This window comes from Kitasatospora sp. NPDC004272, assembly GCF_053603035.1.
The window spans coordinates 15,314-40,514 of the sequence record NZ_JBSGET010000074.1; the positions used below are offsets into that span (position 1 = coordinate 15,314).

17 protein-coding genes are annotated in these 25,201 nt (G+C 74.7%); 13 read left to right on the forward strand and 4 right to left on the reverse strand.

Annotation, left to right across the window (positions count from 1 at the left end; genetic code table 11):
* Positions 1 to 218 precede the first annotated feature (218 nt).
* Positions 219 to 1,364: a hypothetical protein gene (locus ACWEO5_RS22490; RefSeq protein WP_452164074.1), complete on the forward strand. Its 1,146-nt coding sequence runs from the start codon at positions 219 to 221 to the stop codon at positions 1,362 to 1,364.
* Positions 1,365 to 1,494: 130 nt separating this feature from the next.
* Here ACWEO5_RS22490 and ACWEO5_RS22495 read toward each other — a convergent pair whose 3' ends face one another.
* Positions 1,495 to 2,241, reverse strand: coding sequence for a hypothetical protein (locus ACWEO5_RS22495; RefSeq protein ID WP_452164075.1), 747 nt, complete (start codon positions 2,239 to 2,241; stop codon positions 1,495 to 1,497).
* A 132-nt stretch (positions 2,242 to 2,373) separates the two neighbouring features.
* On the opposite strand from ACWEO5_RS22495, the gene ACWEO5_RS22500 reads away from it, so the two are divergent.
* The 8 genes from ACWEO5_RS22500 (at position 2,374) to ACWEO5_RS22535 (ending at position 13,055) form a co-directional block, all read left to right on the forward strand.
* The gene (locus ACWEO5_RS22500; RefSeq protein WP_452164076.1) at positions 2,374 to 3,495 is read left to right on the forward strand and encodes a LuxR C-terminal-related transcriptional regulator; all 1,122 of its coding nucleotides are present in this window, start codon (positions 2,374 to 2,376) and stop codon (positions 3,493 to 3,495) included.
* Between the two features lie 142 nt (positions 3,496 to 3,637).
* A complete protein-coding gene (locus tag ACWEO5_RS22505) occupies positions 3,638 to 4,396 on the forward strand; it encodes an SDR family oxidoreductase (RefSeq protein WP_452164077.1) in 759 nt (252 codons plus the stop codon).
* Positions 4,397 to 4,638: 242 nt separating this feature from the next.
* Positions 4,639 to 6,015 carry an ABC transporter substrate-binding protein gene (locus ACWEO5_RS22510; RefSeq protein ID WP_452164078.1) on the forward strand — a complete coding sequence of 459 codons (1,377 nt, stop codon included), beginning with the start codon at positions 4,639 to 4,641 and terminating at the stop codon, positions 6,013 to 6,015.
* A gap of 69 nt (positions 6,016 to 6,084) precedes the next feature.
* A complete protein-coding gene (locus ACWEO5_RS22515; protein WP_344552640.1) occupies positions 6,085 to 7,110 on the forward strand; it encodes a carbohydrate ABC transporter permease in 1,026 nt (341 codons plus the stop codon).
* Entirely contained in the window at positions 7,107 to 8,081 is a 975-nt protein-coding gene (locus ACWEO5_RS22520; protein ID WP_452164079.1) for a carbohydrate ABC transporter permease, read from the forward strand. Before ACWEO5_RS22515 ends, ACWEO5_RS22520 begins: the two co-directional genes overlap by 4 nt.
* A gap of 186 nt (positions 8,082 to 8,267) precedes the next feature.
* Positions 8,268 to 11,381, forward strand: coding sequence for an Ig-like domain-containing protein (locus tag ACWEO5_RS22525; RefSeq protein WP_452164080.1), 3,114 nt, complete (start codon positions 8,268 to 8,270; stop codon positions 11,379 to 11,381).
* Between the two features lie 159 nt (positions 11,382 to 11,540).
* Positions 11,541 to 12,224 (forward strand): ribonuclease HII, encoded by a 684-nt coding sequence (locus ACWEO5_RS22530; RefSeq protein ID WP_344552636.1) that lies wholly within the window; start codon positions 11,541 to 11,543, stop codon positions 12,222 to 12,224.
* A 309-nt stretch (positions 12,225 to 12,533) separates the two neighbouring features.
* On the forward strand, positions 12,534 to 13,055 hold the full coding sequence (locus ACWEO5_RS22535) for a hypothetical protein (protein WP_344552633.1): 522 nt from the start codon (positions 12,534 to 12,536) through the stop codon (positions 13,053 to 13,055).
* A gap of 117 nt (positions 13,056 to 13,172) precedes the next feature.
* On the opposite strand, the gene ACWEO5_RS22540 is transcribed toward ACWEO5_RS22535, so the two are convergent.
* Complete coding sequence (locus ACWEO5_RS22540) at positions 13,173 to 13,847, reverse strand: hypothetical protein (RefSeq protein ID WP_380274773.1); 675 nt, start codon at positions 13,845 to 13,847, stop codon at positions 13,173 to 13,175.
* A 447-nt stretch (positions 13,848 to 14,294) separates the two neighbouring features.
* Positions 14,295 to 16,490 (reverse strand): DEAD/DEAH box helicase, encoded by a 2,196-nt coding sequence (locus ACWEO5_RS22545; RefSeq protein ID WP_452164081.1) that lies wholly within the window; start codon positions 16,488 to 16,490, stop codon positions 14,295 to 14,297.
* A gap of 205 nt (positions 16,491 to 16,695) precedes the next feature.
* Between ACWEO5_RS22545 and ACWEO5_RS22550 the strand changes: the two genes are divergently transcribed.
* Positions 16,696 to 18,201: a DUF4192 domain-containing protein gene (locus ACWEO5_RS22550; RefSeq protein WP_452164082.1), complete on the forward strand. Its 1,506-nt coding sequence runs from the start codon at positions 16,696 to 16,698 to the stop codon at positions 18,199 to 18,201.
* A gap of 37 nt (positions 18,202 to 18,238) precedes the next feature.
* Here ACWEO5_RS22550 and ACWEO5_RS22555 read toward each other — a convergent pair whose 3' ends face one another.
* Positions 18,239 to 19,552, reverse strand: a complete 1,314-nt coding sequence (locus ACWEO5_RS22555; protein ID WP_452164083.1) for an alpha/beta fold hydrolase — start codon at positions 19,550 to 19,552, stop codon at positions 18,239 to 18,241.
* A 1,026-nt stretch (positions 19,553 to 20,578) separates the two neighbouring features.
* Here ACWEO5_RS22555 and ACWEO5_RS22560 point away from each other — a divergent pair.
* The 3 genes from ACWEO5_RS22560 to ACWEO5_RS22570 all read left to right on the forward strand — a co-directional run.
* Positions 20,579 to 22,765 (forward strand): amylo-alpha-1,6-glucosidase, encoded by a 2,187-nt coding sequence (locus ACWEO5_RS22560; protein WP_452164085.1) that lies wholly within the window; start codon positions 20,579 to 20,581, stop codon positions 22,763 to 22,765.
* Between the two features lie 87 nt (positions 22,766 to 22,852).
* On the forward strand, positions 22,853 to 23,632 hold the full coding sequence (locus tag ACWEO5_RS22565) for an NUDIX hydrolase (RefSeq protein WP_452164086.1): 780 nt from the start codon (positions 22,853 to 22,855) through the stop codon (positions 23,630 to 23,632).
* 267 nt (positions 23,633 to 23,899) lie between these two features.
* On the forward strand, positions 23,900 to 25,201 hold a 1,302-nt coding region (locus tag ACWEO5_RS22570), incomplete at its 3' end, for an ATP-binding cassette domain-containing protein (protein WP_452164087.1).

Consider the following 25,201-nt stretch of genomic DNA (forward strand, 5'->3'; position numbering starts at 1 on the left):
ACCCGGAGCGGCCGCCGGTCCGCCCACTCGCGGGCCCGTCCGCCCGTCCGCCCGTCCGCCCGTGCACTCGGGTGGGCGGGCGGTTCGGCGTCCGGGGTTCGCCGTCCGGGCTCGGACGACGGGGTGCGGTCGACGGAGTGCGGCGGAGGCTTGTCCGGGCCGGGGGCCGCTGCCATGATCGGCGGCATGACGAAGAGAATCGAATCCGCCGCCCGCCGGTGAGCGCGACCGGCGGTCCCGGGGCCCGGACGAGCCTGTACGACCACGCGGCGGAGCTGCACCGGCGGGCCCCGGACGGGCCGCTGCCCCGGAACGGCGAACCGTACCCGGACGACGGATCGCACCGCGGCCGGAAACTCCCCGAAGCACCCGAAGGCCGCAGCGCCCGGGCCGCCGCCGTCGCCCGCGTCCTGGACGCCCACTTCGCCCGGCCCGACGCCCCGCCGAGCGCCCTGGAGTGGTCCTTCCACGACCTGCACGTCCCGTTCCACCGCCACGAGGCCATCGCGGCCGCCGCCCGCCGGGCCGGCGCCGACCGGGCCCGGCACACCGGGCGGTGGCTCGTCCGGCACGCGGGCGACCGGTGCTCGGCCACGGTCGGGCTCGCCCTGCTCGCCGAGACGGCCACGGCGGACGACGTCCCGCTGATCCGGACCGTCGGCCTGCTCTCGCACCGCTTCGGCCCGCTCGCGGCGCACGCCCTGGAGCGGCTGCCGGGCGGTCCGGAGGCCCTGCGCTGGCTGGCCGACCGGGTCGAGGGCTGGGGCCGGGTGTACGTGGTCGAGGCGCTCTGCCGCCTCGACGACCCGGCGGTCCGCCCCTGGCTGCTGCGCCGGGCGGTCGACGGCGACGACCTCAACGGCTACTTCGCGGGCCAGGTGGCCACGGTCGGCAGGCTGCACGAGGTGCTAGCGGAGTTCGGCCACGACGCCGAACTGCTCGACCACACCGGCCGGTTGCTGTCCGTCATGGAGGGCTGCGAGGGCATGGGCATGTCCCTCCGGCACTACCCCCACGCCGCCGTCGTCCTGGCGGCCCACGCCCGGAACACCGGCCGCCTCCCCCCGACCGTCGAGCGCTTCCTCGTCGCCGCCGTGCTGGCGGGGCACCTGGCCGCCGAGCCGGCCGGGGCTGCCGGGCCCGGCGGGGCCGTCGAGCCGGGCGGGGAAGCCGACGGGGAGGCCGACGGGGCGCGCCGGGCCGCCGCGCTCGCCGCCTACCTCGCGGCCCTCGACCGGGACGACTGGTGCGCGACGGCCCGGGCCGCCCTCGCCGCGGGGGACGGGCGGATGCGCTGGCTCGCCGACTCCGGGCCGTCCCGGATCCGGCTGCGGGCGTTCGCGGACCGCCGGGCGCGGGGGTAGCGGCCCGCCCCCGGTGCCCTCCGGCCGTTCGGTCCGCCTCGACGTGGTGCGGAGGTCGCCCACGTACGGGGGCGTGCCGGAGGGCTGCCCGGCCCGTCCAGCCCGCCCCCCGACGGGCCGGACGGGGATCTCAGAAGCCGATCCGGTCGGTGGCGTTCCACAGGCTGGACGTCGCCTGCGCGAAGTTCTGGCCGTCGACCCGGGCGGCCATCCCGGTGGAGGACGCCCAGGAGAACTGCAGGGTGTGCTCCTCCAGGTCGATGCTCCCCTCGATCGTCAGGGTGCTGCTGCCGGCCGCCAACTGCGTGGTGCGCGTCCCGGAGAAGGTGATCAGGGAGCCGTCGACCGTGTAGCGGCCCTGGAGCGGGATGCCGGTCGCGCTCGCCGTGTCGAACGTGAAGACGCCGTCGTCGCTCAGGTCGACGACCGCGTTGGCCGCCCAGTTCTGCTCCTGGGCCTGCCAGGACTCCTTGCCCTGCACCTGCTCGAACTGCAGGAGCTCGGTGGCCTGCACCTGGCTGGGAACCTCGACCGAGGCGCTCGATCCGTCGTCGCTGCTGTCGCTGCTGTCGTCGTCGTAGCCGTCGCCCTCGTCGCCGCTGCCGTCGTTGTCGCTGTCCTCGGCATCGCTGCTGTCGTCGCTGCTGCTCGCGCTGTCGTCGCTGCTCCCGGCGCTGTCGTCGCTGCTCACGCTGTCGTCACCGCTGTCCGTGCTGTCCGAGCCCAGGACGGCGGAGTTGCTCGTCCCGTCGTCGTGCGAACCGTGGTCGGCCGCGCTGCTGCTACCCGACCCGCCGGACCCGCAGGCGGCGAGCAGGAGAGCCAGCAGCACCCCGGCCCCGGCCAGACCGGCGCGTCCGGTCGAAGTGGCGTTCATGGTGTTTCCCCCCAGCTGGGTCGCGTTCTCCCGGCCGCCCGGTGTCCGTCCGCCGGCCGCGCGCCTCACGGTACGGACACGACTTCGCCCGGTACATCCCATCCGCCTGGGATGCCGTCCTACGGTTCTTCCATGTCCAGACGCACCGTCAATTCCCTTGCCCAGGAAGCGGATCGCCCGTCGGAGCCGTTGGAGGTGCTGAACGCCGCCGCCCGGAGCCTGCTCCGCCGGGTGCCGGCCGACGTGTGGTGCGCGGTGATGCTCGACCCGGCCACGCTGTTGGACACCGGGGGCCTGCACGAGCACGGGTTCCGCGCCGAGGTGATGCCGAGGCTGTTCGAGATCGAGCACGGGGAGCAGATCGGGGTCGACAACATCCGCGCGCTCGCGGCGCGCCCGGTCACCAGCAGCCTGCTCAGTGCGTCGACCCGCGGCGACCTGGACCGGAGCGTCTACTACCGGGACGTCCTCGCCCCCTCGGGGCTGGCCGACGAGCTGCGCGTGGTCCTGAAGGCGGACGGGCACGCCTGGGGCCTGCTGGTGCTGTGCCGCGCCGACGGCTCCGCGCCGTTCACGCCGGTCGACGTGGGGCGCGCCGGCGCGGTGAGCTCCGGTGCGGCGGTCGGCCTGCGCCGGGCCCTGCTGCGGAAGGGAATCGACGACACGGAGGTCCCGGACGCGCCCGGCCTGGTGATGGCGCGCCCGGACGGGGCGATCACCTACGTGAGCCGGATCGCCGAGTTCTGGCTCGCGCAGGTCTCCGAGCGGCACCGGGCACCCGGTGAGCCGACCACCCACGTCCTGGCGGCCGTCCTCAGCCGGGCGCGGCACGCCGGGCCCGGGCAGCAGGCGTCCGCCCGGGTCCGGCTGGACTCGGGCCGCTGGCTGACCGTCAGCGCCTGGTCCGAGTCGCCGGCCGGGGAGGAGACCCTCGTCGCGTCCCTGTCACCGAGCCGGCCCGCCGCCCTGGCGGCGCTCGTCCTCAACGGCTACGGGTTGTCGCCACGCGAGCGGCAGATCGCCCAGTTGGCGATCCTCGGCCGCAGTTACGCCGAGATCGCGGCCTCGCTGCACATCCAGGAGCAGACGGTCCACGACCACATGCGCAAGGTGTTCGCGAAGACGGGGGTCGGCAACCGGGTGGAGCTGTGCACGGAGATGTTCACCCGGCACCACCTCCCGGTGATCGCGGACCCGCCGCTGTCCACCGACGGCCGGTTGATCGGCTCCGCGGGCGGGGCGGTCGGGGCGTGAGCGCCCGGCCCGGCGAGGGGCCGGGCGGCACCCGGCCGCGCGCCCGGAGGTGACCGCGTTCCCCCGGCTGCGTGGGCCGGGCTGCCGGAGGGGGCGGCGGCGGGCAGGCTGGGGGTACTGGCACAGCTGAGGGGTGAGCGCGATGCGGCCGATACTCGTGACGGGCGGTACGGGGACCCTGGGGCGCGTGGTGGTGCGCCGGCTGCTCGCGCGCGGCTGCCCGGTGCGGGTGCTGAGCCGGCAGGCGCACACGCCGGGGGAGCACGGCTGGGCGGTGGGGGACCTGGTGACCGGCCGCGGGGTGGAGGCGGCGCTGTCCGGCGCCGGGACGGTGGTGCACTGCGCGACCACCAACGGCAAGCGGGACGTGCAGGCCACCCGCCGCCTGGTGGAGGCGGCCCGGGCCGCCGGGGCCGGGCACCTGCTGTACGTGTCGATCGTCGGGGTGGACCGGGTGCCGCTCGGCTACTACCGGACGAAGGCGGAGTGCGAGCGGCTGGTGGCGGAGTCCGGCCTGGGGTGGACGGTGCTGCGGGCCACCCAGTTCCACGACCTGGTGGCGCGGGTGCTGGACGGCCTGTCGAAGGCGCCGGTGCTGCTGGTGCCGCGCGGGGTGTCGTTCCAGCCGGTCGACGTGCGGGAGGTCGCGGAGCGGGTGGCGGAGCTGGCCGAGGCGGGCCCGGTCGGGCGGGCGGACGACTTCGGCGGGCCGCAGGTGCGTCCGGTGGAGGCGCTGGCGGCGGACTTCCTGGCGGCCCGCGGCCGGCGCCGCCCGGTGCTGCGGGCACCGCTGCCGGGCGGGACGGGCCGGGCGCTGCGGGCGGGCGGCAACCTGGTGCCGGCCCACCCGGCGGGCCGGACCACCTTCGCGGAGTTCCTCGCGGAGCGGTACCCGGCCTGACCCCGCGCACGGCGCGCGCCGGGAGTTCCGCAGGTGAACGGCGTGCGGGCGTCTCATAACACGGAGCGGTTACAACTGGGGCGCTGCCCGATGAAGGTCGAACGCGCTCCTTGGCCTGGGGGTACCGGTGAGTTAACGTCTTTGAGCCAGCGATCGCTGGGTACAGATCCACATCTCCGGTACAGCGCAGTGTTGTTCTGTCTTACGGCTGGCATGCCCATGCCCTGGCAAGGAGGACCGCATTGACCACCCCCGTGACCACTGGACGCCGTCGGCTGCTCGCCGTACCGGCCGTCCTGGCACTGGCGTTGACAGCCGCCTGTTCGAACAGCTCCTCGGACGGCGGCGGCGGAGGGGGCGGGTCGGCCTCCGCGCTGACCGGTGACTGCGCCAAGTACCAGGCCTACGCGGGCCACTCCGGCACCAAGGTCTCGATGTACGCGTCGATCCTCTCGCCGGAGTCGGACTCGCTGGAGAAGTCCTGGTCCGAGTTCACGACCTGTACGGGCATCAAGATCGTCTACGAGGGCTCCAACGACTTCGAGTCGCAGCTCCCGGTCCGGGTGGCCGGCGGCAACGCCCCCGACCTGGCGATCATCCCGCAGCCCGGCCTGCTCGCCCAGATGGTCAAGTCCGGCAAGGTGGTCAAGCCGCCGCAGCAGACCGTCGAGAACGAGAACAAGTGGTCGCCGGTCTGGAAGCAGTACGGCTCGGTCAACGGCACCTTCTACGCCGCGCCGATGAGCGCCAACATGAAGTCGCTGGTCTGGTACTCGCCCAAGGCGTTCAAGGCCGCCGGGTACGAGGTCCCGAAGACCTGGAACGACCTGATCGCGCTCAGCGACAAGATCGCCCGGGCCGGCGGCGAGACGAAGCCCTGGTGCGGCGGCATCGGATCCGGCACCGCCACCGGCTGGCCGGCCACCGACTGGCTGGAGGAGGTCGTCCTCGGCACCTACGGCGGCGACGTCTACGACCAGTGGATCAGCCACCAGGTGAAGTTCTCCGACGAGAAGATCACCACCGCGATGAAGACCGTCGGCGACTGGATGCAGAACCCGGCCTGGGTCAACGGCGGCTTCGGCGACGTCAAGACGATCGCCACCACCACCTTCCAGGACGCCGGCACCCCGATCCTCAGCAACAAGTGCGCGATGCTCCAGCAGGCGTCCTTCTACCGCGCGCAGTGGCCCAAGGGCACGAACATCGGCCCGGACGGCGACGTCTTCGCCTTCCACCTGCCCGCGGTGAACCCGCAGGTCAACACCCCGGTCGAGGGCGGCGGCGAGTTCCTGGCCGCGTTCTCCGACCGGCCCGAGGTGCAGGCCGTGCAGAACTACCTGTCCACCTCCGAGTGGGCCAGCAGCCGGGTCAAGACCTCCCCGGGCTGGGTCTCCGCGAACCAGGGCGTGGACAAGAGCCTGTACACCGACCCGATCGACAAGCTCTCCGCCGAGTCGCTGACCGACCCCGCGGCCACCTTCCGGTTCGACGCCTCCGACCTGATGCCCGCCGCCGTCGGCTCGGGCGCCGAGTGGAAGGCGCTGACCGCCTGGTTCGCCGAGGGCCAGTCCATCCAGAAGACCGCGAGCGACATCGACGCGGCCTGGCCGCAGTAACCGGACGCCAACGGGCAGCGCGGGTCCACCCGCGCTGCCCTTCCCGTGCCCCGAGGAAGGATCCTCCGCATGCCCACCGACACCCGGCTCGCCGGGCCGGCGCTCCACCTCGCCGACTCGCTGTGGCAGGACGCGGCGATCAAGTTCGGCAACACCGCGGGCGCCGTACTGGGCTTCCTCGGCGTGCTGCTCGCGGTCTTCTTCGCGGCGGGCCGCGCCACCGGACGCTTCTCCCGGCCGCTGGCGGTCGTCCTGATGCTCGGCCCCGCGGCCCTCCTGCTGGTCGTCGGCCTGGTGGTGCCGCTGCTGCGCACCGTCTACCTGAGCTTCTACGACGCCGACGCGGCCAAGTTCGTCGGCGGGAAGAACTACGGCTGGGCGGCCACCAGTTCGCAGATCCACGACGTGCTGCTGAACACCCTGCTCTGGCTGGTGGTCGCCCCGGTCGCGGCCACCGGGCTCGGCCTGCTGCTGGCCATGCTGGTCGACCGGATGCGCGGCCAGGCGATCTACAAGTCGCTGATCTTCATGCCGATGGCGGTCTCGCTGGTGGCCGCCTCGCTGATCTTCAAGCTGCTCTACGAGTCGCGCGGCAGCGGCCAGAACCAGGTCGGCCTGCTCAGCCAGCTCGCCGTCGCGGTCGGCTGGGACGACCCGCCGAACTGGATCCTGAGCCAACCGCTGAACAACTTCCTGCTGATGTCCGCCATGGTCTGGGTGCAGACCGGTTTCGCCATGGTGGTGCTGTCCGCCGCGATCAAGGCCATCCCGGACGAGATCACCGAGGCCGCCCGGCTCGACGGCGCCACCGGGGTGCGGCTGTTCCTGCACGTCACGGTGCCGATGATCCGCACCACCCTGGTGGTGGTGCTCACCACCATCATGATCATCACGCTGAAGGCGTTCGACATCGTCCGCACCATGACCGGCGGCAACTTCGGCACCCAGGTGCTGGCCAACGAGATGTACTCGCAGAGCTTCGAGCAGTACAACACCGGCCGCGGCAGCGCCCTCGCGGTGATCCTCTTCCTCGCGGTGGCCCCCCTGGTGGTCTACAACATCGCCCTGCTGCGCAAGGAGCGTGCGACCCGATGAGCGCCGAGCCCACCCTCGACAAGGCCGCCGCCCCCGGGACCGGCAAGGCGGCCCGCCCCGACCTGCCGCCGGCCAAGGCGATCCGCCGGGCGTTCAGCTCCCCGCTGGCCAGCGCCCTGGTGATCGCCGTCACGGTGCTGTGGACGATCCCGACCGTCGGCCTGCTGGTCACCTCGCTGCGGCCCAAGCAGGACGTGGTCTCCTCCGGCTGGTGGGAGGCGTTCGTCCACCCCGACCTGGGGCTGGAGAACTACCACTCGGTGCTGTTCGACAACTCGTTCGGCACCTCCGGCGGCCTGATGCCGTACCTGGTCAACTCGGTGGCGATCGCCATCCCGGCGACGGTCTTCCCGCTGGTGCTGGCCGCGATGGCGGCGTACGTGCTGGCCTGGGTGCGGTTCAAGGGCAGCGACACGCTCTTCTTCGTGGTCTTCGCGCTGCAGGTGGTGCCGCTGCAGATGTCGCTGATCCCGCTGCTGCGGCTGTTCTCCACCGGCGCGCACCTCGGGTCGGTGACGCTGGTCCCGGCGCTCGGCCTGAAGGACAGCTACCTGCCGGTCTGGCTGACCCACACCATGTTCGCGCTGCCGCTGGCGATCTTCCTGCTGCACAACTTCATCGCCCAGCTGCCGCGCGACCTGATGGAGGCGGCGGTGGTGGACGGAGCCTCGCACTTCAAGATCTTCCGGTCGATCGTGCTGCCGCTGAGCGCCCCGGCGCTGGCCTCGTTCGCGATCTTCCAGTTCCTCTGGGTGTGGAACGACCTGCTGGTGGCGCTCACCTTCGCCGGCGGCAACCCGACCGTGGCGCCGATCACCTCCCGGCTGGCCCAGCTGTCCGGGTCGGACAGCAGCCACTGGGAGCTGCTCAGCGCGGGCGCCTTCCTGTCGATGATCATCCCGCTGGCGGTGTTCTTCGCCCTGCAGCGGTACTTCGTCCGCGGGCTGCTGGCCGGCTCGGTGAAGGGCTGAGCCGCCCCGCCGACAATTCTTGAACGTGTGCAGACAGACTGATCGGATGCGGAGCTTTCGTCTCCTAGATGGCCGGAAGTCGTGGCTGTGATGTGAGGGTTCTGCGGACGCGCCGGGGTCGGAGCCGGTAGGACGGAGGGCGGCACTTCTGCCGTTCATCCGGTCATCCGACCTTGGGGGGTTGGCGTGAGGATCAGAAAACGAATCGCCGGGCTGCTCGTGGGCCTGCTCGCAGCGAGCGGACTGATGGTGGCGCCCGCGGCACACGCGGACACCACCGCCGTCCTCGGCAACAACACCACCGGCACCGCCACCGACTCCGGTGACTCGAACTACATCAACACCTCGCGCTTCGTGACCGGTGCCAGCGGCGGCACCGTCAACAGCGTCAGCGTGTACGTCGGCGCCGTCGGCGCCACGCCCAACGACCAGTACCAGGTCGCGGTCTACGGCGACGTGGCCGGCAAGCCCGGCCCGCTGCTCGGCTCCTCCGCCTCCGGCACGCTCACCGCGCACGCCTGGAACACCCTGCCGGTCGCCGCGACGCTCGCGCCGAACACGCCCTACTGGCTGGCGTACAACTCCAACGGCGTCTCCGCCGCGGTCAACAACCTGAACTACGCCACCGGCGGCCAGAGCGGCTACTCCACCGGCGGCGCGGCCTTCGGCACCTGGCCCAGCAGCTTCGGCGCCGTCTCCACCGGCTCGCTGAACTACTCCATCTACGCCACCTACACGCCGTCCGGCGGCGGTGGCGGAACCCCCGGCAGCGGACCCGGCAACGAGGGCCCGATCCTGCTGGTAACCAACTCGGCCAACCCGTACACCACGTACTACGGCGAGATCCTCAAGGCCGAGGGCCTGAACTACTACAAGACCGCCGACCTGAGCACCGTCACCGCGACCACGCTCAACTCGTACGACGTGGTGCTGCTGGCGGAGAACCAGCTGACCGCCGCCCAGACCACCATGTTCAGCAGCTGGGTGAACGGCGGCGGACGGCTGGTCGCGATGCGGCCCGACAAGCAGCTCGCCGGGCTGCTCGGCCTCACCACGACCACCGACACGCTGGCCGACAGCTACCTGAAGATCGACACCACCGCGGCGCCCGGCACCGGCCTGACCTCCGACACCATCGGCTTCCACGGCACCGCCGACAAGTACGCCCTCAACGGCGCCACCGCCGTCGCCACCCTGTACAGCGACACCGCCGTGGCCACCACCAACCCGGCCGTCACGCTGCGCACCGTCGGCACCGGCCAGGCCGCCGCGTTCACCTTCGACCTCGCCAAGTCCGTCGTGCAGACCCGCCAGGGCAACATCGCCTGGGGCGGCCAGCAGCGCGACAACGTCGACGGCATCGAGGCCAGCGAGATGTTCTTCGGCACCGGCGGCCAGCTCAACTGGAACAACCTCGACAAGGCGCAGATCCCGATCGCCGACGAGCAGCAGCGCCTGCTCGCCAACCTGATCACCACCATGGACGCGAGCAAGAAGCCGCTGCCGAAGTTCTGGTACTTCCCGCGGGACGTCAAGGCCGTCGTGGTGATGACCGGTGACGACCACGGCATCGGCGGCACCAGCGGGCGCTTCGACGGCTACGTCGCGCAGAGCCCGGTCGGCTGCAACGTCGCCAACTGGGAGTGCGTGCGCGCCTCGTCGTACATCTACACCAACGACCCGCTGACCGACGCCCAGGCCAAGGCCTACTCCGACCAGGGCTTCGAGATCGGCGCGCACGTCACCACCAACTGCACCCCCTGGGGCACCCCCGCGGACCTGCAGAACATCTACTCCACCCAGATCGGCGCCTGGAAGGCCAAGTACGCCTCGCTGCCCAACCCGGACAGCACCCGCACCCACTGCGTCGAGTGGGACGACTGGGCGACCCAGGCCAAGACCAAGCTCGCCAACGGCATCCGGCTGGACACCGACTACTACTACTACCCGGCCAGCTTCGTGCAGGACCGGCCCGGCTACTTCAACGGCACCGGCCTGCCGATGAAGTACGCGGACACCGACGGCAGCACCATCAACGAGTACCAGGCCACCACCGAGCTCACCGACGAGTCCGGGCAGTCCATGCCCTCCACCGTCAACACGCTGCTGGACAACGCCTACAACTCCAAGGGCTACTACACCGTCCTGACCGCCAACATCCACACCGACTACGCCGCCTCCACCGCCTCCGACCAGGTCATCGCCTCGGCCAAGGCGCACGGCACCCCGGTCGTCTCCGGCCGCCAACTGCTCAACTGGCTGGACGCCCGCAACGGCTCCGCGTTCTCCGGCATGGCCTGGAGCAGCAACACGCTGAGCTTCAGCATCACCGGCGGCGCCAACGGCCTGCGCGCCATGGTCCCGGTCAACTCGGCGGCCGGCACGCTCACCGGCGTCAAGCAGGGCACCACCAGCGTCAGCTACCGCATCGAGACCATCCACGGCATCCCGTACGCCTTCTTCGACGGCAACGTCGGCTCCTACACCGCGACGTACGGCACCGACACCACCGCGCCGACCGTCACCGGCTCGGTGCCGGCCAACGGCGCCACCGGCGTCCCGGCCACCGCCCCGGTGAAGGCGTCGTTCAGCGAGCCGGTCCAGGCGAGCACCGTCAACGCCACCAATGTCACGCTGAAGACCACCACCGGCGCCACCGCGGTGCCCGGCACCGTCTCCCTGGACGCGGCCACCAACACCGTCACCTTCACCCCGACCGCGGCGCTCTCGCTCAGCACCGGCTACACGCTGGGCGTTGCCAACGTGAAGGACCTGGCGGGCAACACCCAGGCGGCGGCCTACACCGCGGCCTTCACCACCGCCGGCGCACCGCCGCAGACCATCGGCAACAACGCCGTCGGCACCCAGCTCGACGACACCGACTCCAACCACCTCAACGGCTCCAAGATCACCACCGGGGCCTCCGCGATCGCGCTGACCTCGCTCAACGTGCACACCGGGCAGACCAGCGCCGCGCCCAACAACCAGTTCCAGATCGCGGTCTACAGCGACAACGCCGGATCGCCCGACGCGCTGCTGGCCACCAGCTCGGTCGGCACGCTGAGCGCCAACTCCTGGAACAGCGCGCCGATCACCTACACCCTGGCGGCCAACACCACCTACTGGGTGATCTACAACTCGAACGGCACCAGCTCCACCGTCAACAACATGCACTACAGCTCCGGCCCGGCCGGCTCGGGCGTCTACAGCAGCGCCTCCGTCCCGTTCGGGACCTTCCCGGCCGCCTTCGGCATCGCCGTGAAGGACAACCTGGTGTACTCGCTGTACGGCACCTACTGAACCCGAACCGCCGAGTGACACCCTGGGGCGGCCCGGGCCACGCACCCGTGGCCCGGGCCGCCCCGCCCGTTCCGGCCTCGCGGCCGCCCCGGCGCGGCGGCGTACGCTGAGGGGGCCGAGAGCCCCCGCGCCCACCCGCCCCAGTGAACGGAAGACCCGATGCCGTACGACCCCCCGACCCACGCGGTGGAGCGCTCCCTGCACCAGTCCGGCGCCCGCGTGGTGGCCGGGCTGGACGAGGTCGGCCGGGGCGCCTGGGCCGGGCCGGTCATGGTCGGTGCCGCCGTCACCGGGCTGCGCCGCCCGCCGGAGGGGCTGACCGACTCCAAGCTGCTCACCGTGCGGCGCCGCGACGCGCTCGCCCCGGTCCTGGAGGGCTGGGTGACGGCGTACGCGATCGGCTCCGCCTCGGCCCGCGAGTGCGACGAACTGGGGATGACCGCCGCGCTCCGGCTGGCCGCCCTGCGCGCCCTGGAGGAACTGCCGGTGCGGCCCGACGCGGTGATCCTGGACGGCAAGCACGACTACCTGGGCGGTCCCTGGAAGGTCCGCACCGTGATCAAGGGCGACCAGTCCTGCGTCTGCGTGTCCGCCGCCTCGGTGCTGGCCAAGGTCCGCCGGGACGCGCTGATGGCCGAACTCGGCGCGGACCACCCGGCGTTCGCCTTCGCGGAGAACGCCGGGTACCCGTCGCCGACGCACCGCGCCGCCCTGGAGGAACTCGGCCCCACCGAGCACCACCGGCTGTCCTGGTCCTACCTGGACGCGCTGCCGCGCTGGAGCCACCTCAAGCGGCAGCGCACCGCCGCCGACACCGGCGAGCAGCTCTCGCTGGGCTTCTGAGACCCGGTTTCCCGGCCACTTTCCTGAGTGTTCGCTGAGGGCGCGAACCCCCCTGCACGCGCCTCGGACGGGCCTCCCGGCCCCGCTTGCTGACGGTTCGTCAGCATTCGTCCACCGGTCACCGGGGCGTCACCGCCGCCGTGCGCACGGCATGCCGCACTCCCAAGGGGTGGGGCGCCCGTGCGCATCCGACCGGCGTTTGATAGGAATCCGGGTATGCCTGTCTTCCCCGAGGAGCCGGAGATTCACGAGACGATCCCGGGCCCCGGCGTTCCCCTTCCCCACAAGTCGGACGCACCTGCCCCCCGTATGCCTTCCTCCACCGCCGTCGCCGCTCCGGTCCCGGGCCCCCGCCCCGGCCCGCCGCGCCCCACTCCGCCCCGTGCCGACCGTCCGGTCCCCGGCCCGCGGCCCCCGGCCCGACCCACGCCCGGCCCCGCGCCGCGCCCCGGCCGACCGGAAGTCCAACTCCTGCCCGCCGCCGCAGCCGAGGCGCTCGACCGCGCCGACGAGGCGGTCGACACCCTGCTGGAGTCCGGCCGCCGCCCCGGCGACGTGCTGGTCCTGACGGTCGGCCAGGCGCACCCCTGGCAGGAGCACGAGCTCAGCTTCGGCGAGGAGCGCTACTGGGCGCAGCTCACCGACGGCGGCGACGTGTTCTACGCCGACGCCGCCACGACGCGCCCGCTCCGCCGGGACGTGGTGGTCCTGGTGGTCAACGAGGACCGCTCGGAGCGGGTGGCCGCCGCGGCGGCCACGGCGCTGGAGCGGGCCGCGAAGCTCCTGGTGGTCTGCGGCGGGACGGACACCGTCACCCCGCTGTTCGCCTGACCCCCGTCCGTCCTCCCGTTCCGCCCGAGCGGCGGGCCGTCCGCCCGTGGTGCCCTTCGGCGCCGCGGGCGGATCCGGTGCGTCCGGGGCCGGTGCGTTCCGGGGCCGGCGGCCCGGTCAGCGGGCGGCGGTGCGGCGGACGGTCCGGTCGTCGTGGGTGCCCTCCAGCGCGCGGACCGCGTTCAGCGAGGTGACCGGGGCGACCGGCTGCCGGGCCTCCGGCGCCTCCGGCGCACCGCGCGGGACGCGCGGCGGCAGTTCGGTGACGGTGTGGATCGGACCGAGCGTCCACGAGCCGGAGTGCGGGTTGCGCCCGCGCCGGCCGTCGCCGAGCGACTGCCAGCCCGCCGGGGTGAGCGTCAGGTAGGAGCCGCAGCGCAGCCCGTGCAGTTCGGCGGCGGCGCGCAGCGCCCACATCCAGGCGCCGTCCTGCTCGGTCCAGTCCGGGCCGCCCTCGCGGCAGCGCAGCAGGACCGCGGTGCGGCTGGGGTTCCGGCGCTTCAGGTCGTGCGGAGTGACGCGCCGCAGATGGCCGAGCAGCGCGTTGCGGTGGTCCCACCCGTCGCTGAACTGCGGCCGGACGCCGAACGAGGCGGACGCCACCACCCGGTGCTCGGCGTTCAGCACCGCGACCACCGTGGTGTCCGGCTGCGGGAGGTGCCGCCGGTGCAGTTCGGTGACGAACTCGCGGGGCGCCCGCAGCAGGGGCACGTCGTGGCTCTTCCACTCCGGCAGGGTGATGCTCCGGTGGCCGTCGCATCGGGAAGGACCTCGGTCGATGCCGTTGATCACGATCCTCCTTCCCGCGCCCGCGCCCCCTGGAGCGCGCGAGCGTACGCCGAAGGCCGGGTCCGACGGACCGGGCACTGGATGCCTTCCAATTCTCGGTGGAGAGCAGTCCGAGCGGCAATGATGAAATGACGAACGCGGCCCGAAATCCCCGCCTCTGCCGGATATGTTCCACACTCTCGATGCGGCCATTCGGCTGACCGGGCGGTGAGCGGAGGGTGTACGGCCTGAAACGTTCCGGTGTACGCCCGCCCCGCGCCCGTACGCGCCGCCCGGCCGGGCCGCCGACGCAGCACGGGTTTCCGGCCACCGCCCGCCCGCCCGCCCACCGCCGCTCGCCGCCTGCCGCCGCCCGCCGCCGCGCGCTGGGCGTCGGACGCTCGGAGCCGGACGTTCGGAGCCGGACGCTCGGAGTTGGACGTCAGCGGCCGGGACGTTCAGGGGCCGGTCTCATCCCCGGACGGCGAGGACGAGCGGGAGCACGGCAGTGGCTCCGGCCTGGCGGAGCAGGCGGGCGGCGACCGTCAGCGTCCAGCCCGAGTCCACCAGGTCGTCGACCAGGAGGACCGGGCCGGGCGCGGCGGCCAGTGCCTCGGCCAGGCCGGGCGGGAGGGCGAGCGCCCCGGCGACCGAGCGCAGCCGTTGGGCGCTGTTGCTGCGCGGGCCGTGCGGCGGCTCCCCGGTGGCGTACTCGATCCGTCCGAGCAGCGGCATCCGGCCGATCGAGGCCAGGCCGCCGGCCAGGTCGGACACCAGTCGGGGCCGGGTGGAGGAGTCGAGCGCGACCACCCCGACCGGGCGGGCGAGCCGCTGCCCGTCCTGGTCGGCCGGAGCGGCCCAGCCGCCGGGGCCCTTGGCCCAGTCCGCGACCACCCCGACCATCGCGTCCAGCACCTCGCGCGGCAGCGGCCCGTCCGGGGAGCGTTCGTCCAGCAGCGAGCGCAGGCGGCTGCCCCAGCCGATGTCGGACAGCCGGCCCAGCGCGCGCCCCGGCTCGGCCTGCTGGGCGGCGGGGATCCGGCCCTTGAGCGGGACGCCCAGGGACTCCATGCCGGTGGGCCACATCCGCCTGGTCTCGAAGGAGACGCCGGGGCGGCCGAGCGCGGCCCGGGCCGCGTCCAGCGCCCCGGCGGAGACCCCGGCGGTGTGCCGGGGCGGGGAGCAGCGGTCGCAGCGGCCGCACGGGGCCGCCTCGGGGTCGTCGAGCTGACGGCGCAGGAACTCCATCCGGCAGCCCTCGGTGGCCACGTAGTCCCGCATCGCCTGCTGCTCGGCCTCCCGGGCCCGGGCGACCTTGGCGTACCGGGCGGCGTCGTACAGCCACGGCTCGCCGGTGGCCTCCCAGCCGCCGCGCACCCGGCGGACCGCGCCGTCCACGTCGAGCACCTTGAGCATGGTCTCCAGCCGGGTTCGGCGCAGGTCCACCGAGGTCTCCAGGGCCGCGGTGGAGAGCGGGCGGCCCGCCCCGGACAGCGCGTCCAGCGTGCGGCGGACCTGCTCCTCGGCGGGGAATCCGACCGAGGCGAAGTACCGCCAGATCGCCTCGTCCTCCCGGCCCGGCAGCAGCAGGACCTCGGCCCGGTCCACGCCGCGGCCGGCCCGGCCGACCTGCTGGTAGTAGGCGATCGGCGAGCTGGGCGAGCCGAGGTGCACCACGAAGCCGAGGTCCGGCTTGTCGAAGCCCATGCCGAGCGCGGAGGTGGCGACCAGCGCCTTGACCCGGTTCTCCAACAGCGCGGACTCGGCCTCGCGGCGCTCCGCGTCCTCGGTCCGCCCCGAGTAGGAGGCGACCGGGTACCCGCGCCCGCGCAGGAACTCGGTGACCTCCTCGGCGGCGGCCACCGTGAGGGTGTACACGATGCCGGAGCCGGGCAGGTCGGGCAGGTGGTCGGCGAGCCAGGCCAGCCGGTGCGCCGGGTCGGGCAGCGGCAGCACGGCCAGGCTGAGGCTCTCCCGGTCCAGCGGCCCGCGCAGCACCAGGGCCTGTTCGTCGCCCGCGCCGGTGCCGAGCTGCTCCGCGACGTCCGCGGTGACCCGGGCGTTGGCGGTCGCCGTGGTGGCCAGCACCGGGACGCCGGGGGAGAGTTCGGCGAGCATGGTGCGCAGCCGCCGGTAGTCGGGCCGGAAGTCGTGCCCCCAGTCGGAGATGCAGTGCGCCTCGTCCACCACCAGCAGGCCGGTGGAGGCGGCGAGCTTGGGTAGTACGTGGTCGCGGAAGTCCGGGTTGTTCAGCCGCTCCGGGCTGACCAGCAGGACGTCGACCAGGCCGTCGGCGACCTCCTGCTGGATCTCCGACCACTCCTCGGGGTTGGCCGAGTTGATCGTCCGGGCGCGGATGCCCGCCCGGGCGGCCGAGTCGACCTGGTTGCGCATCAGGGCGAGCAGCGGGGAGACGATCACCGTCGGCCCGGCGCCGCGGCCGCGCAGCAGCGCCGTGGCGATGAAGTAGACCGCGGACTTGCCCCAGCCGGTCCGTTGGACGACCAGGGCCCGGCGGCCGTCCACCACCAGGGCCTCGATGGCCTTCCACTGGTCCTCGCGCAGGACCGCGCCGGGGCCGGCGAGGTCGCGCAGCACGGCTTCCGCGGCGGTCCGGACGGCGTCGCGGTCGGCGGGGGTGGTCGGGTGGGGCTCGCGCGTCTGCATGGGGTCATGGATACCGTGCGGCACGGACGGACCGCGAATGGCGGCCTGTGGACAGAGTGGCGTCCATCGTTTTATATGCCGCTGAATCGTCATGAAGCCGGTGAAAACTGGGCCATTCGGGGGAGGAGATGCTGAACCCCCTGATTTATCCACAGGGTCGGACGAATTCTCCCCAGCCGGGCGCGATCCGGTCCAAGCTTCCGCCATGACCGCAGACGACCGCACCACCACCCCCGCCCCGCACCCCGGCCACCTCCCGGTCCGGCTGCGCGGCCCCGCCGACATGGCGGAGATGCTCCCCTACCTGCTGGGCTTCTTCCCCGACGACAGCATCGTCGCGGTGGGCCTGCAGGGCACCGCGCTCGACCAGGGCGGCGTGATCCGGATCGACATCCCGGAGGACCCGGCCGAGTGGGAGCGCACCGCGGAGGAGTCCGCCCGGCTGCTGATCGAGCTGTCCGAACAGCGGGACCGCCGCCCCGTCCAAGTCCTGCTCTACCTGTGCCGGGACCCGGCCGGCCCGGCCCGCACGCCCGGAGGCGGGCACGGCGTGCTGACGGGCCTGCGCCCGCTGGCCGCCGCGCTCGCCCGGGCCTTCCGCAACGAGCAGGTGGCCGTCAAGGAGTCGCTGTGCGTCTCGGCCGGCCGCTGGTGGTCCTTCCTGTGCACCGGGGCCGACTGCTGTCCGCCGGACGGCACCCCGGTCCGGGCGGCCCACCAGCCGAGCCCGCTCGCCGCGGCGGCCACCTTCGCCGGGCTCGCCCCGCGGGGCAGCCGCAAGGCGATCGTGGCCGGGCTGGCCCCGATCGGCCCGCCGGGCTCCGAGACGCAGCGCCGGGCCCTGGAGGACGCCGGGCCGCCCTTCGTCCGCGAGCTGGCCGGCCCCGGCGGCCGGGCCGCCTCGGTCGAGCGCACCGCGGAACTGCTCGCCGGGGCGATGGCGGAGTTCCGCGCCGGAGCCCGCGAGTTGGACGCCGCCCGCACCGCCAGACTGCTGATCGGCATGCAGGACAAGCTCGGCCGCGACCGCGCCGCCGAGTACGCCGAACCGGACGAACTCGCCGCCGCCCAACGGCTGTGGCGGTTCCTGATCCAACGCTGCGTCGACCCGTTCGAACACCTCGCCGCCCCGCCGATGACCCTGCTGGCCTGGACGTCCTGGCTGGCCGACGACTCCGCGACGGCCCGGGTCGTGCTGGCCAGGGCGCTCGAACTGGAGCCGGACTACACCCTGGCCCAGCTCTTCTACGAATCACTGAACTGCGGCATCTCCCCGGACGCCCTGCTCCAGGTGATCCGCCGCGAGCGCGCCGCCAGGCTGCGGGCCGGGCAGCCCCCGGTCCTGCCGGAACCCCCGCCCCCGACCACCCCCGCCGACCACCCGGTGCGCCCGGCGGCTCCCACCGGGGGAGACGGCGGCGGAGGGAGGAACGGGGGAGCGGCCGCCGACGGCGGCACCGCCCCGGCCGACCGCCCCGCAGCCGGTTCGGAACCCGCTCCGGAGTCCGCTCCGGACGGGCCCGCCCCGGGTGGCGACCGGAGGCCCGCCCCGCCCGATCCGCCCGCGCAGGCCGGGCAGGCCGACGGCCCGTCGCCCGCGGCCGGCCGGTCCGAGCGGGGGCAGCGCCCGCGCCCCCAGCGGGCCCTCCCGGCGGTCCCCCGCGTCCGGCAGGTCCGGACGCGCCGAAGCCGACACGCGATCGGAGACTGACATGCGCACCCCCGTGCAGTGGTGGCGCGGCGTCCGGCTAGACCTCGCCGCGCGCCATCCGGATCAGCCGGTCCAGCACCGTCCGGCCGCTGGTCCGCACCCCGTCGTGCTCCCACTCGTTGGTGACCCAGACCCGGGTCCGGGCCACCGCGTCCGCGGTCTCCAGCGAGTGCGCCGTGTCCACGTACATGTCGTCGTGGTACACCGCCGCGTACACCGGCACCTCGTTCGCCGCCAGGCGCGACAGGTCGTACAGGTCGGGCCAGTCGGTGCGCTCCGCCAGCAGTTGCGCCGCCCCGCGCAGCGGGCGCAGCGCCGGGTCGGTCTCGAACATCCAGGGGTGGATCATCTCGCCGGTGAGCAGCACCGGTCCGTCCCCGGCCAGCGCCGCCGCGGCGTCGAACTCGGGGAACTCCGCGCGCACCCGCTCCGCGGACCAGTCGGTGGCCCCGGGGTCGACCGAGCGCTGCCCGTAGATCGACTCGTGCAGGACGGCGTAGAGCGGGTTCTGCGCGAAGGACAGGTGCGACTGCACCCCGGCCAGGAAGGTGTCGGACAGCTCCGGCCCGTCCGCCCCCTCCACCCAGGCTTCCTCCAGCAGGTAGTGCAGGACGCCGGAACCGGAACCGCCGCCCAGCAGGATGCCCAGCGCCTGGAACGCCCGCACGGTCAGCGTCCCGCCGTCGGGGAGGGTCGCGGGCTCCTCGACCAGGTGCGCCGCGATTCGCCGTACCGCCGCCACGTCCTGGGGGAAGCGCGCGTAGTGCCCGGCGTTCTTGCGGGCGACGCGCGGGTAGGCCGCCCGGTAGACCTCGTCCGCCGAGCGGCGCAGCCCGGCCAGCCCGCCGGTGACGAACGCCTCGCGCAGGTGCTCCGGGGCCAGCGAGAGGTAGGTCAGGGTGCAGAAGCCGCCGAAGCTCTGCCCCAGCAGGCTCCACCGGCCGTCAGTGCCGAGCAGCTGGCGGCGGATCAGTTCGGCGTCCCGGACGATCGAGTCGGCCCGGAAGTGCGCCAGGTACTCGGCCTGCTGCCGGGCGTCGCCGCGCCGGGCCAGGGTCTGGCGGTTGGCGGGGGTGGAGCGGCCGGTGCCCCGCTGGTCCAGCAGCAGCACCCGGTAGTCGTCCAGCGCCCGGTCCAGCCAGCCGTCCCGGCCCGTCGGCCGGTTGGCCTTCCCGCCGGGGCCGCCCTGCAGGTACACCAGCCACGGCAGTTCGTCGTGCTCGCGTCCGGCGGCCACCACCTCGCGGGCGTAGACCTCGATCGTCTCGCCGCCGGGGGCGCCGTGGTCCAGCGGCACCCGGAAGACGTGGTCGGTGGTGACGATCCCGGGGAGGCGGCTGAGGGAGGACATGCAACTCCTAGGTGCGAGCTGGTCACAGGCTGGTCGCGACGCCGGACACCGGGGTCGCCGGTGCGTCCGTCGCCGTCCTCGCACCGTATCCTGGCGTCGGACAGGAGCCGCCGGGGGGCGTCCGCCGCGTGCGGAGAACCCCGAACGGCACCACGACACAGCGGGCGCCCCGGGTGTCGGCCGCGGAGCACCGAACGACCATCGGCTCGCGGCCGCCTCCGACCGGACGTCCGCCGCACGGGCGTGACCTGGGGCAGGTGTGGGGCGTTCACTCTGCAGAACGCCGCCACCCGAACCGGCACTCCCGGTCCGACCACGGCCGGGCCGACCGCGTGGGGCACCGGCCACGCGTCGCTCGACCCGGTGCGGCCGGTCCCCGGTCGGCCCCGGAGCCCGGACCGGGACGCCGCCCCGGCCGGGGCGGGGCCCCGGAGGTGCGGTCCGACCAGAGTCAGAGCCGCGTGTTCCGGCGGCAGAGCAGCACAGTCCGCGATCGAGCACGCTCGCGGCCGACCGAGCCCGCAGCCCTCGGCCGGTCGGGGGGAGGAGAGCCCGGTGACCGACCCAAGGCCACCCCACGCAGCGCCCCAACCGCTGCCGCCCACCGGCCCGCGGGCCCAGGGGGACACCCCCGCGCCGCCCGCCCGCCCGGCCGGCCCTCCACCGCCCCGCCAGGCCACGCCCCCGTACGGCACGCCCGCGGGTCCCGTCCCCGGGACGCCCGGGGCGGGCCCGGCGGTTCCCGGCGCCCCGCCGCACGGCACGCCCCCGTACGGCACTCCGGCACCCGGCACCCCGCCGTACGGCACCCCGTCGGGCGCCGCCCACCCGTACCCGGCTCCGGCCGGCACGCCGCCCTACGGCACGCCCGCCGGCGGCGCCCCGTACGGGCCGGGCGGCACCCCGCCGTACGGCACCGCGGTGCGGCCCGCCCCGGGCCAACCGGTAGCGGGGCGCGGCGGTCCGGCCCCGCGGGCCGACCACCCGCCGGCTCCCGGCGGCGCGCCGGGGGTCAGGTCGGAGCAGGTGGCGGGCGCACCCGGGGCCGGCCCGGCCCGGCCCGCCGGTCAGGCGCCGCAGCCACCGCGGCCGCAGCCCTCCGCCGCGCACGACGTCCTGTGCGTCAACGCCCCCGGCATGGCGGCCTCCGGGCCGGACGGCCAGCTGCGGGGCCAGGGCCTGCACGGCTTCTTCCGGCACGGCGTGCGCGCCCTGGCCCGGATGGAGCTGCGGCTGGGCGGGGTGGAACCGCTCCCGCTGCAGGGCACCCTGACGTCCGCGGCGGCGGCCCGGTTCGTCGGCTCGGTCCGGGTGCCGGGCGACCTCGACCCGGACCCGGCGCTGACCGTCGAGCGGCTGCGGCACGCCGACGGCGCGGAGACGGTCACGGTCCGCAACACGGGTGCCCGTCCGGCCCGGCTGCCGCTGGAGATCGCGCTCGGCACCGACCTCGGCCTGCTCACCGACATCGCCGCAGGCCGCCGCTCGGCCGACCTGCCGGGCCAGGTGCAGTCCTCCGGCCTGCGCTGGGTCGGCCAGGGCCGGGCGGCGACCGTCAGCGCGCGGCCCTCGCCGCACGCCGTGCTGGCCGGCGCGGGCGTGCTGCGCTGGGACCTGGAGATCCAGCCCGGTGCCCGCTGGTCGGTCGACCTGCGCACCGAACTGGAGACGCCCTCGACGGGCCGGCCGCCGACCGGACGCGGCCCCGGCGTGCCGCTGCCCTGGTCCGAGCCCGAGATCCGGGCCGACGACCGCCGGGCCGCCCGGCTGGTCGCCCGAGCCTTGGACTCGCTCGGCGGGCTGCTGCTCGCCGACCCGGACCGCCCGACCGACCTCTACACCGCCTCGGGCGCCCCCTGGCGCTTCGGCCTCACCGCCGCCGACGCGCTGTGGGCGGCCCGGATGACCCTGCCGCTCGGCACCCGGCTCGCCGCCGGCACGCTGCGGGCGGTCGCCCGCCGCCAGCACCAGGCAGGCCCACCGGCCGCCGCCGCGGCCCCGGGTGACGCCCCGTCGGCTCCGGAGGGCAGCGGCCCGGCCGGGGCGGCGCCCGGTGCGCCGGGCGGGGCGAACCCGTCCGGCGGCGAGGCCGGGACGGCGGCCCAGGCGATGGACGGCGTGGTCCCCGGCCCGCTGCGGCACGGCGGCCCCGAGCTGCCGGCCAGCTGCACCGCGACGGAGGCGACCCTGCTGTTCGTCACGGTGCTGGCGGAGGCGTGGCGCTGGGGCATGCCCCGGGCCGAGGTCGCCGAACTGCTCCCGGCGGTCGAGCGGTCGCTCGGCGCGCTGCGGGCGGCGGTGGTGCCGGAGGGGTCGGACGGCCCGGTCGGGTTCGTCACCGACTTCGGCCGCCCGGCGGAGGAGCGCGCCGCGCGCCCCGGTTCGGCCCGGTGCGAGGTCCAGGCCCAGGCCCACCGGGCCGCCCTCCAGGGCGCCGACCTGCTGGACGCCTTCGACCGGCCCGGAGCCGCGCAGTGGCGAGCCTGGGCGGCCGAACTGCGGGAACGCTTCCGCGAGCAGTTCTGGATCGACGACCTGTCCGGCGGCCGTCCGGCCGCCGCCCTGCTGGCCCCGGACCGTCCGGTGCCGGCCGTCGCCTCCACCCTGGTCCACCTCTTCGACCCGGGCCTGGCCGCCGAGGGCGAACTGCACGAGGGCCTGCTCGACCGCGAGCAGACCAGGGTGCTGGCCCAGCGCCTGGTCACCCCGGAGTTCGACTGCGGCTGGGGCCTGCGCACGCTGAGCGCGAAGTCCCCCCGCTTCAACCCGCTCGGCCACCGCAGCGGCGCGGTCCGGGTCCAGGAGACCGCGCTCGCGGTCAGCGGCCTGGTGGACGCGGGCTTCGAGCGCGAGGCCGAAATACTGCTGGAGGGCCTGCTGGAGGCGTCCGTGCACTTCGAGGGCCGTCTGCCGGAGATGTACGCCGGCGAGCAGAAGGTCGCCGACTGCCCGCCCGTCCCGCACCCGGCGGCCTGCCGCCCGGCCGCGGTCTCCGCCGCCGCCGCCGTCCACCTGGTGCTCTCGCTGGCGGGCGTCCGCCCCGACGTCCCGTCCGGGCGGGTGGCCACCCGCCCGGCGAGCACCGCTCCCCTGGGCGCACTGGAACTGACCGGCCTGCGGGTGGCCGGCGAGCCCTTCTCGGTCCGGGTCAGCCGGATCGGCGTCGCGGTCGTGGAGGAGGCGCCGTCGTTCCTGCAGCTCGCCGCCGGCTGAGCACCCCGCCGCAGCGCGGGGCCGCCGGGAGGGGAAAAGGCGCTGTGGTCTGTGATTATCGTCAGAGAGACGACTAAGATCGGCCGCATGTCGCGTTATGACCCGTCGGCCTTCCCCCCGTTCGCAGTCACGGTTGACCTCGTGGTGCTGACGGTGCGCGACCACGAGCTGTGCGCCCTGCTGGTGAAGCGCGGCGAGGCCCCGTTCCAGGGGTACTGGGCACTGCCGGGCGGCTTCGTGCGGCTGGACGAGGGCCTGGCCGAGGCGGCCTCCCGGGAGTTGGCCGAGGAGACCGGGCTGCGCGCGCAGTCGTTCCCGGGCAGCCTCCCGGTCGGGCAGACCCCCGCCGGGGTCCACCTGGAGCAGCTCGCCACCTACGGGCACCCGCAGCGGGACCCGCGGATGCGGGTGGTGAGCGTCGCCCACCTGGTCCTCGCCCCGGACCTGCCGTCGCCCCGCGCGGGCGGCGACGCCAGCAGCGCCCGGTGGGCGCCGGTGAGCGAACTGCTCGGCGAGGAGCGGGGCGACGGGGTGCCGCTCGCGTTCGACCACGGCCGGATCCTGGCGGACGGGGTGGAGCGCGCCAGGTCCAAGATCGAGTACTCCTCGCTGGCCACGGCCTTCTGCCCGCCCGAGTTCACCGTCGGGGAGCTGCGCCGGGTCTACGAAGCGGTGTGGGGCGTGGTGCTCGACCCGCGCAACTTCCACCGCAAGGTGACCGGCACCCCGGGCTTCCTGCTGCCCTCCGGCGGCACCACGACCCGTCAGGGCGGCCGCCCCGCCCAGCTGTTCACCGCCGGCGGCGCCACCCTCCTCAACCCCCCGATGTTGCGCCCCGAGCCCTGCGCCCCGAGCCCTGAGTCCTGAGCCCGGCTTTCCGAGCCCGGCTTTCCGAGTCCGGCCCAGACCCGCTCCGGGCGGGGCGGCCGGGTCCGTTGCCGCCAACGGGTGGTGACGGTTCGTGAGGAAGGCGTCAGCGCGGCGCCGGGGCTGTCCCCTGTACGGGTGAGGTCGGTCCCCACGCCGTCCACGACCCATCCGTAATGCCTGGTTTCACCGCTTCCGCGTCCTACTGTGCAGGCTCAGGCCAGAAGGACACCCCCGGTCTGTCGGCGGGCGAGGGAGCGGACAGCGATGATCCAGATCACCGGACTGACCAAGGCGTACCGGCGGGGACGGCCCCCCGCGCTGCTGGACCTGACCTTCGACGCCCGCCCGGGGATGGTCACCGTGCTGCTCGGGGACGAGGGGGCGGGCAAGTCGACCGCGCTCCGGCTGATGGTGGAACTGGAGCGGGGTCACGGCATCACCCTGTTCGACGGCCGGACGTACCGGCGGATCCGGCGCCCGGAGCGGGAGATCGGCGTCCTGCTCCCCACCGGCCGCCCGGAGGCCGGGCACCCCGGCCAGCGGGCCCGGGCCCACCTGCGGATGCTGGCCGGAACGGTCGGCGTCCCGGCCCGCCGGGCCGACGACCTGCTGGAGCAGACCCGGCTCGCCGCCGTCGCCGACCACCGGATCGGCACCTTCTCGCCCGGCATGCACCGCCGCCTCGCGCTGGCCGCCGCCCTGCTCGGCACCCCCTCCACGCTGCTGCTGGACGCTCCCACCGAGGGCCTGTCCCCGAGCAACGAGGAGTGGTTCGGGGCCTTCCTGCGCTCCTTCGCGCTCTCGGGCGGCACCGTGCTGGCGACCACCCGCGCCCCCGAGGAGGCCGCCGCGCTCGCCGACCGGGTGGTCACCCTGGACGCCGGCCGGCTGGCCGCCGATCAGCCGGTGGTCGAGTTCCGCCGCACCAGGCTGCACCCCGAAGTACGGGTCCGGGGCCCGCAGATGGCCCGCCTCGCCGACCTGCTGGCCGCCCAGGGCGGCCAGGTCCGGCGGGACGGCGGCGCCGGCCTCGCGGTGAGCGGCATCGACCGCACCGAGATCGGCGAACTCGCCTACCGCAACGGCATCCTGCTGCACGAACTGGCCGACCGGGTGGTGCGGCGCCCGGTCTCCTACCCGTCCGCCCTGCCCACCGGCTCGGGACGCTCCGGCCGGGTGTCGATCCGGACGGTCCGCCAGGAGACCCCCGAGCGGGAGGCGCCGGGAGCGGAGGCGGCGGAGGCGGACGACCGGGCCCCGGACGGGCAGCCGGTCGCCGCGACCGTCGGACGCCCGGCCGGGCCGGAACCGGAGCGTCAGTTCGACCACCGGGGCCTGCAGGCCGGCCGCTGGGCCGCCGCCGCGCTCGCACCGCACCCGCCCGCCCAGGCGCAACCCCCGGCCCCGGTCGCGGCTCAGGCCCCCGCCCCGGCCGTGCCCGCCCCGGCGCCCCCCGCATGCACTGCCGCGCAGCCCCCGACGCTCCCGGCTCCCGCCGTCGACCTGACCAGGCGGACGCCCCGCGGGGCCTCCGCGCTCGGCGGCCCGGCGGCCCGCCCGGCGGCG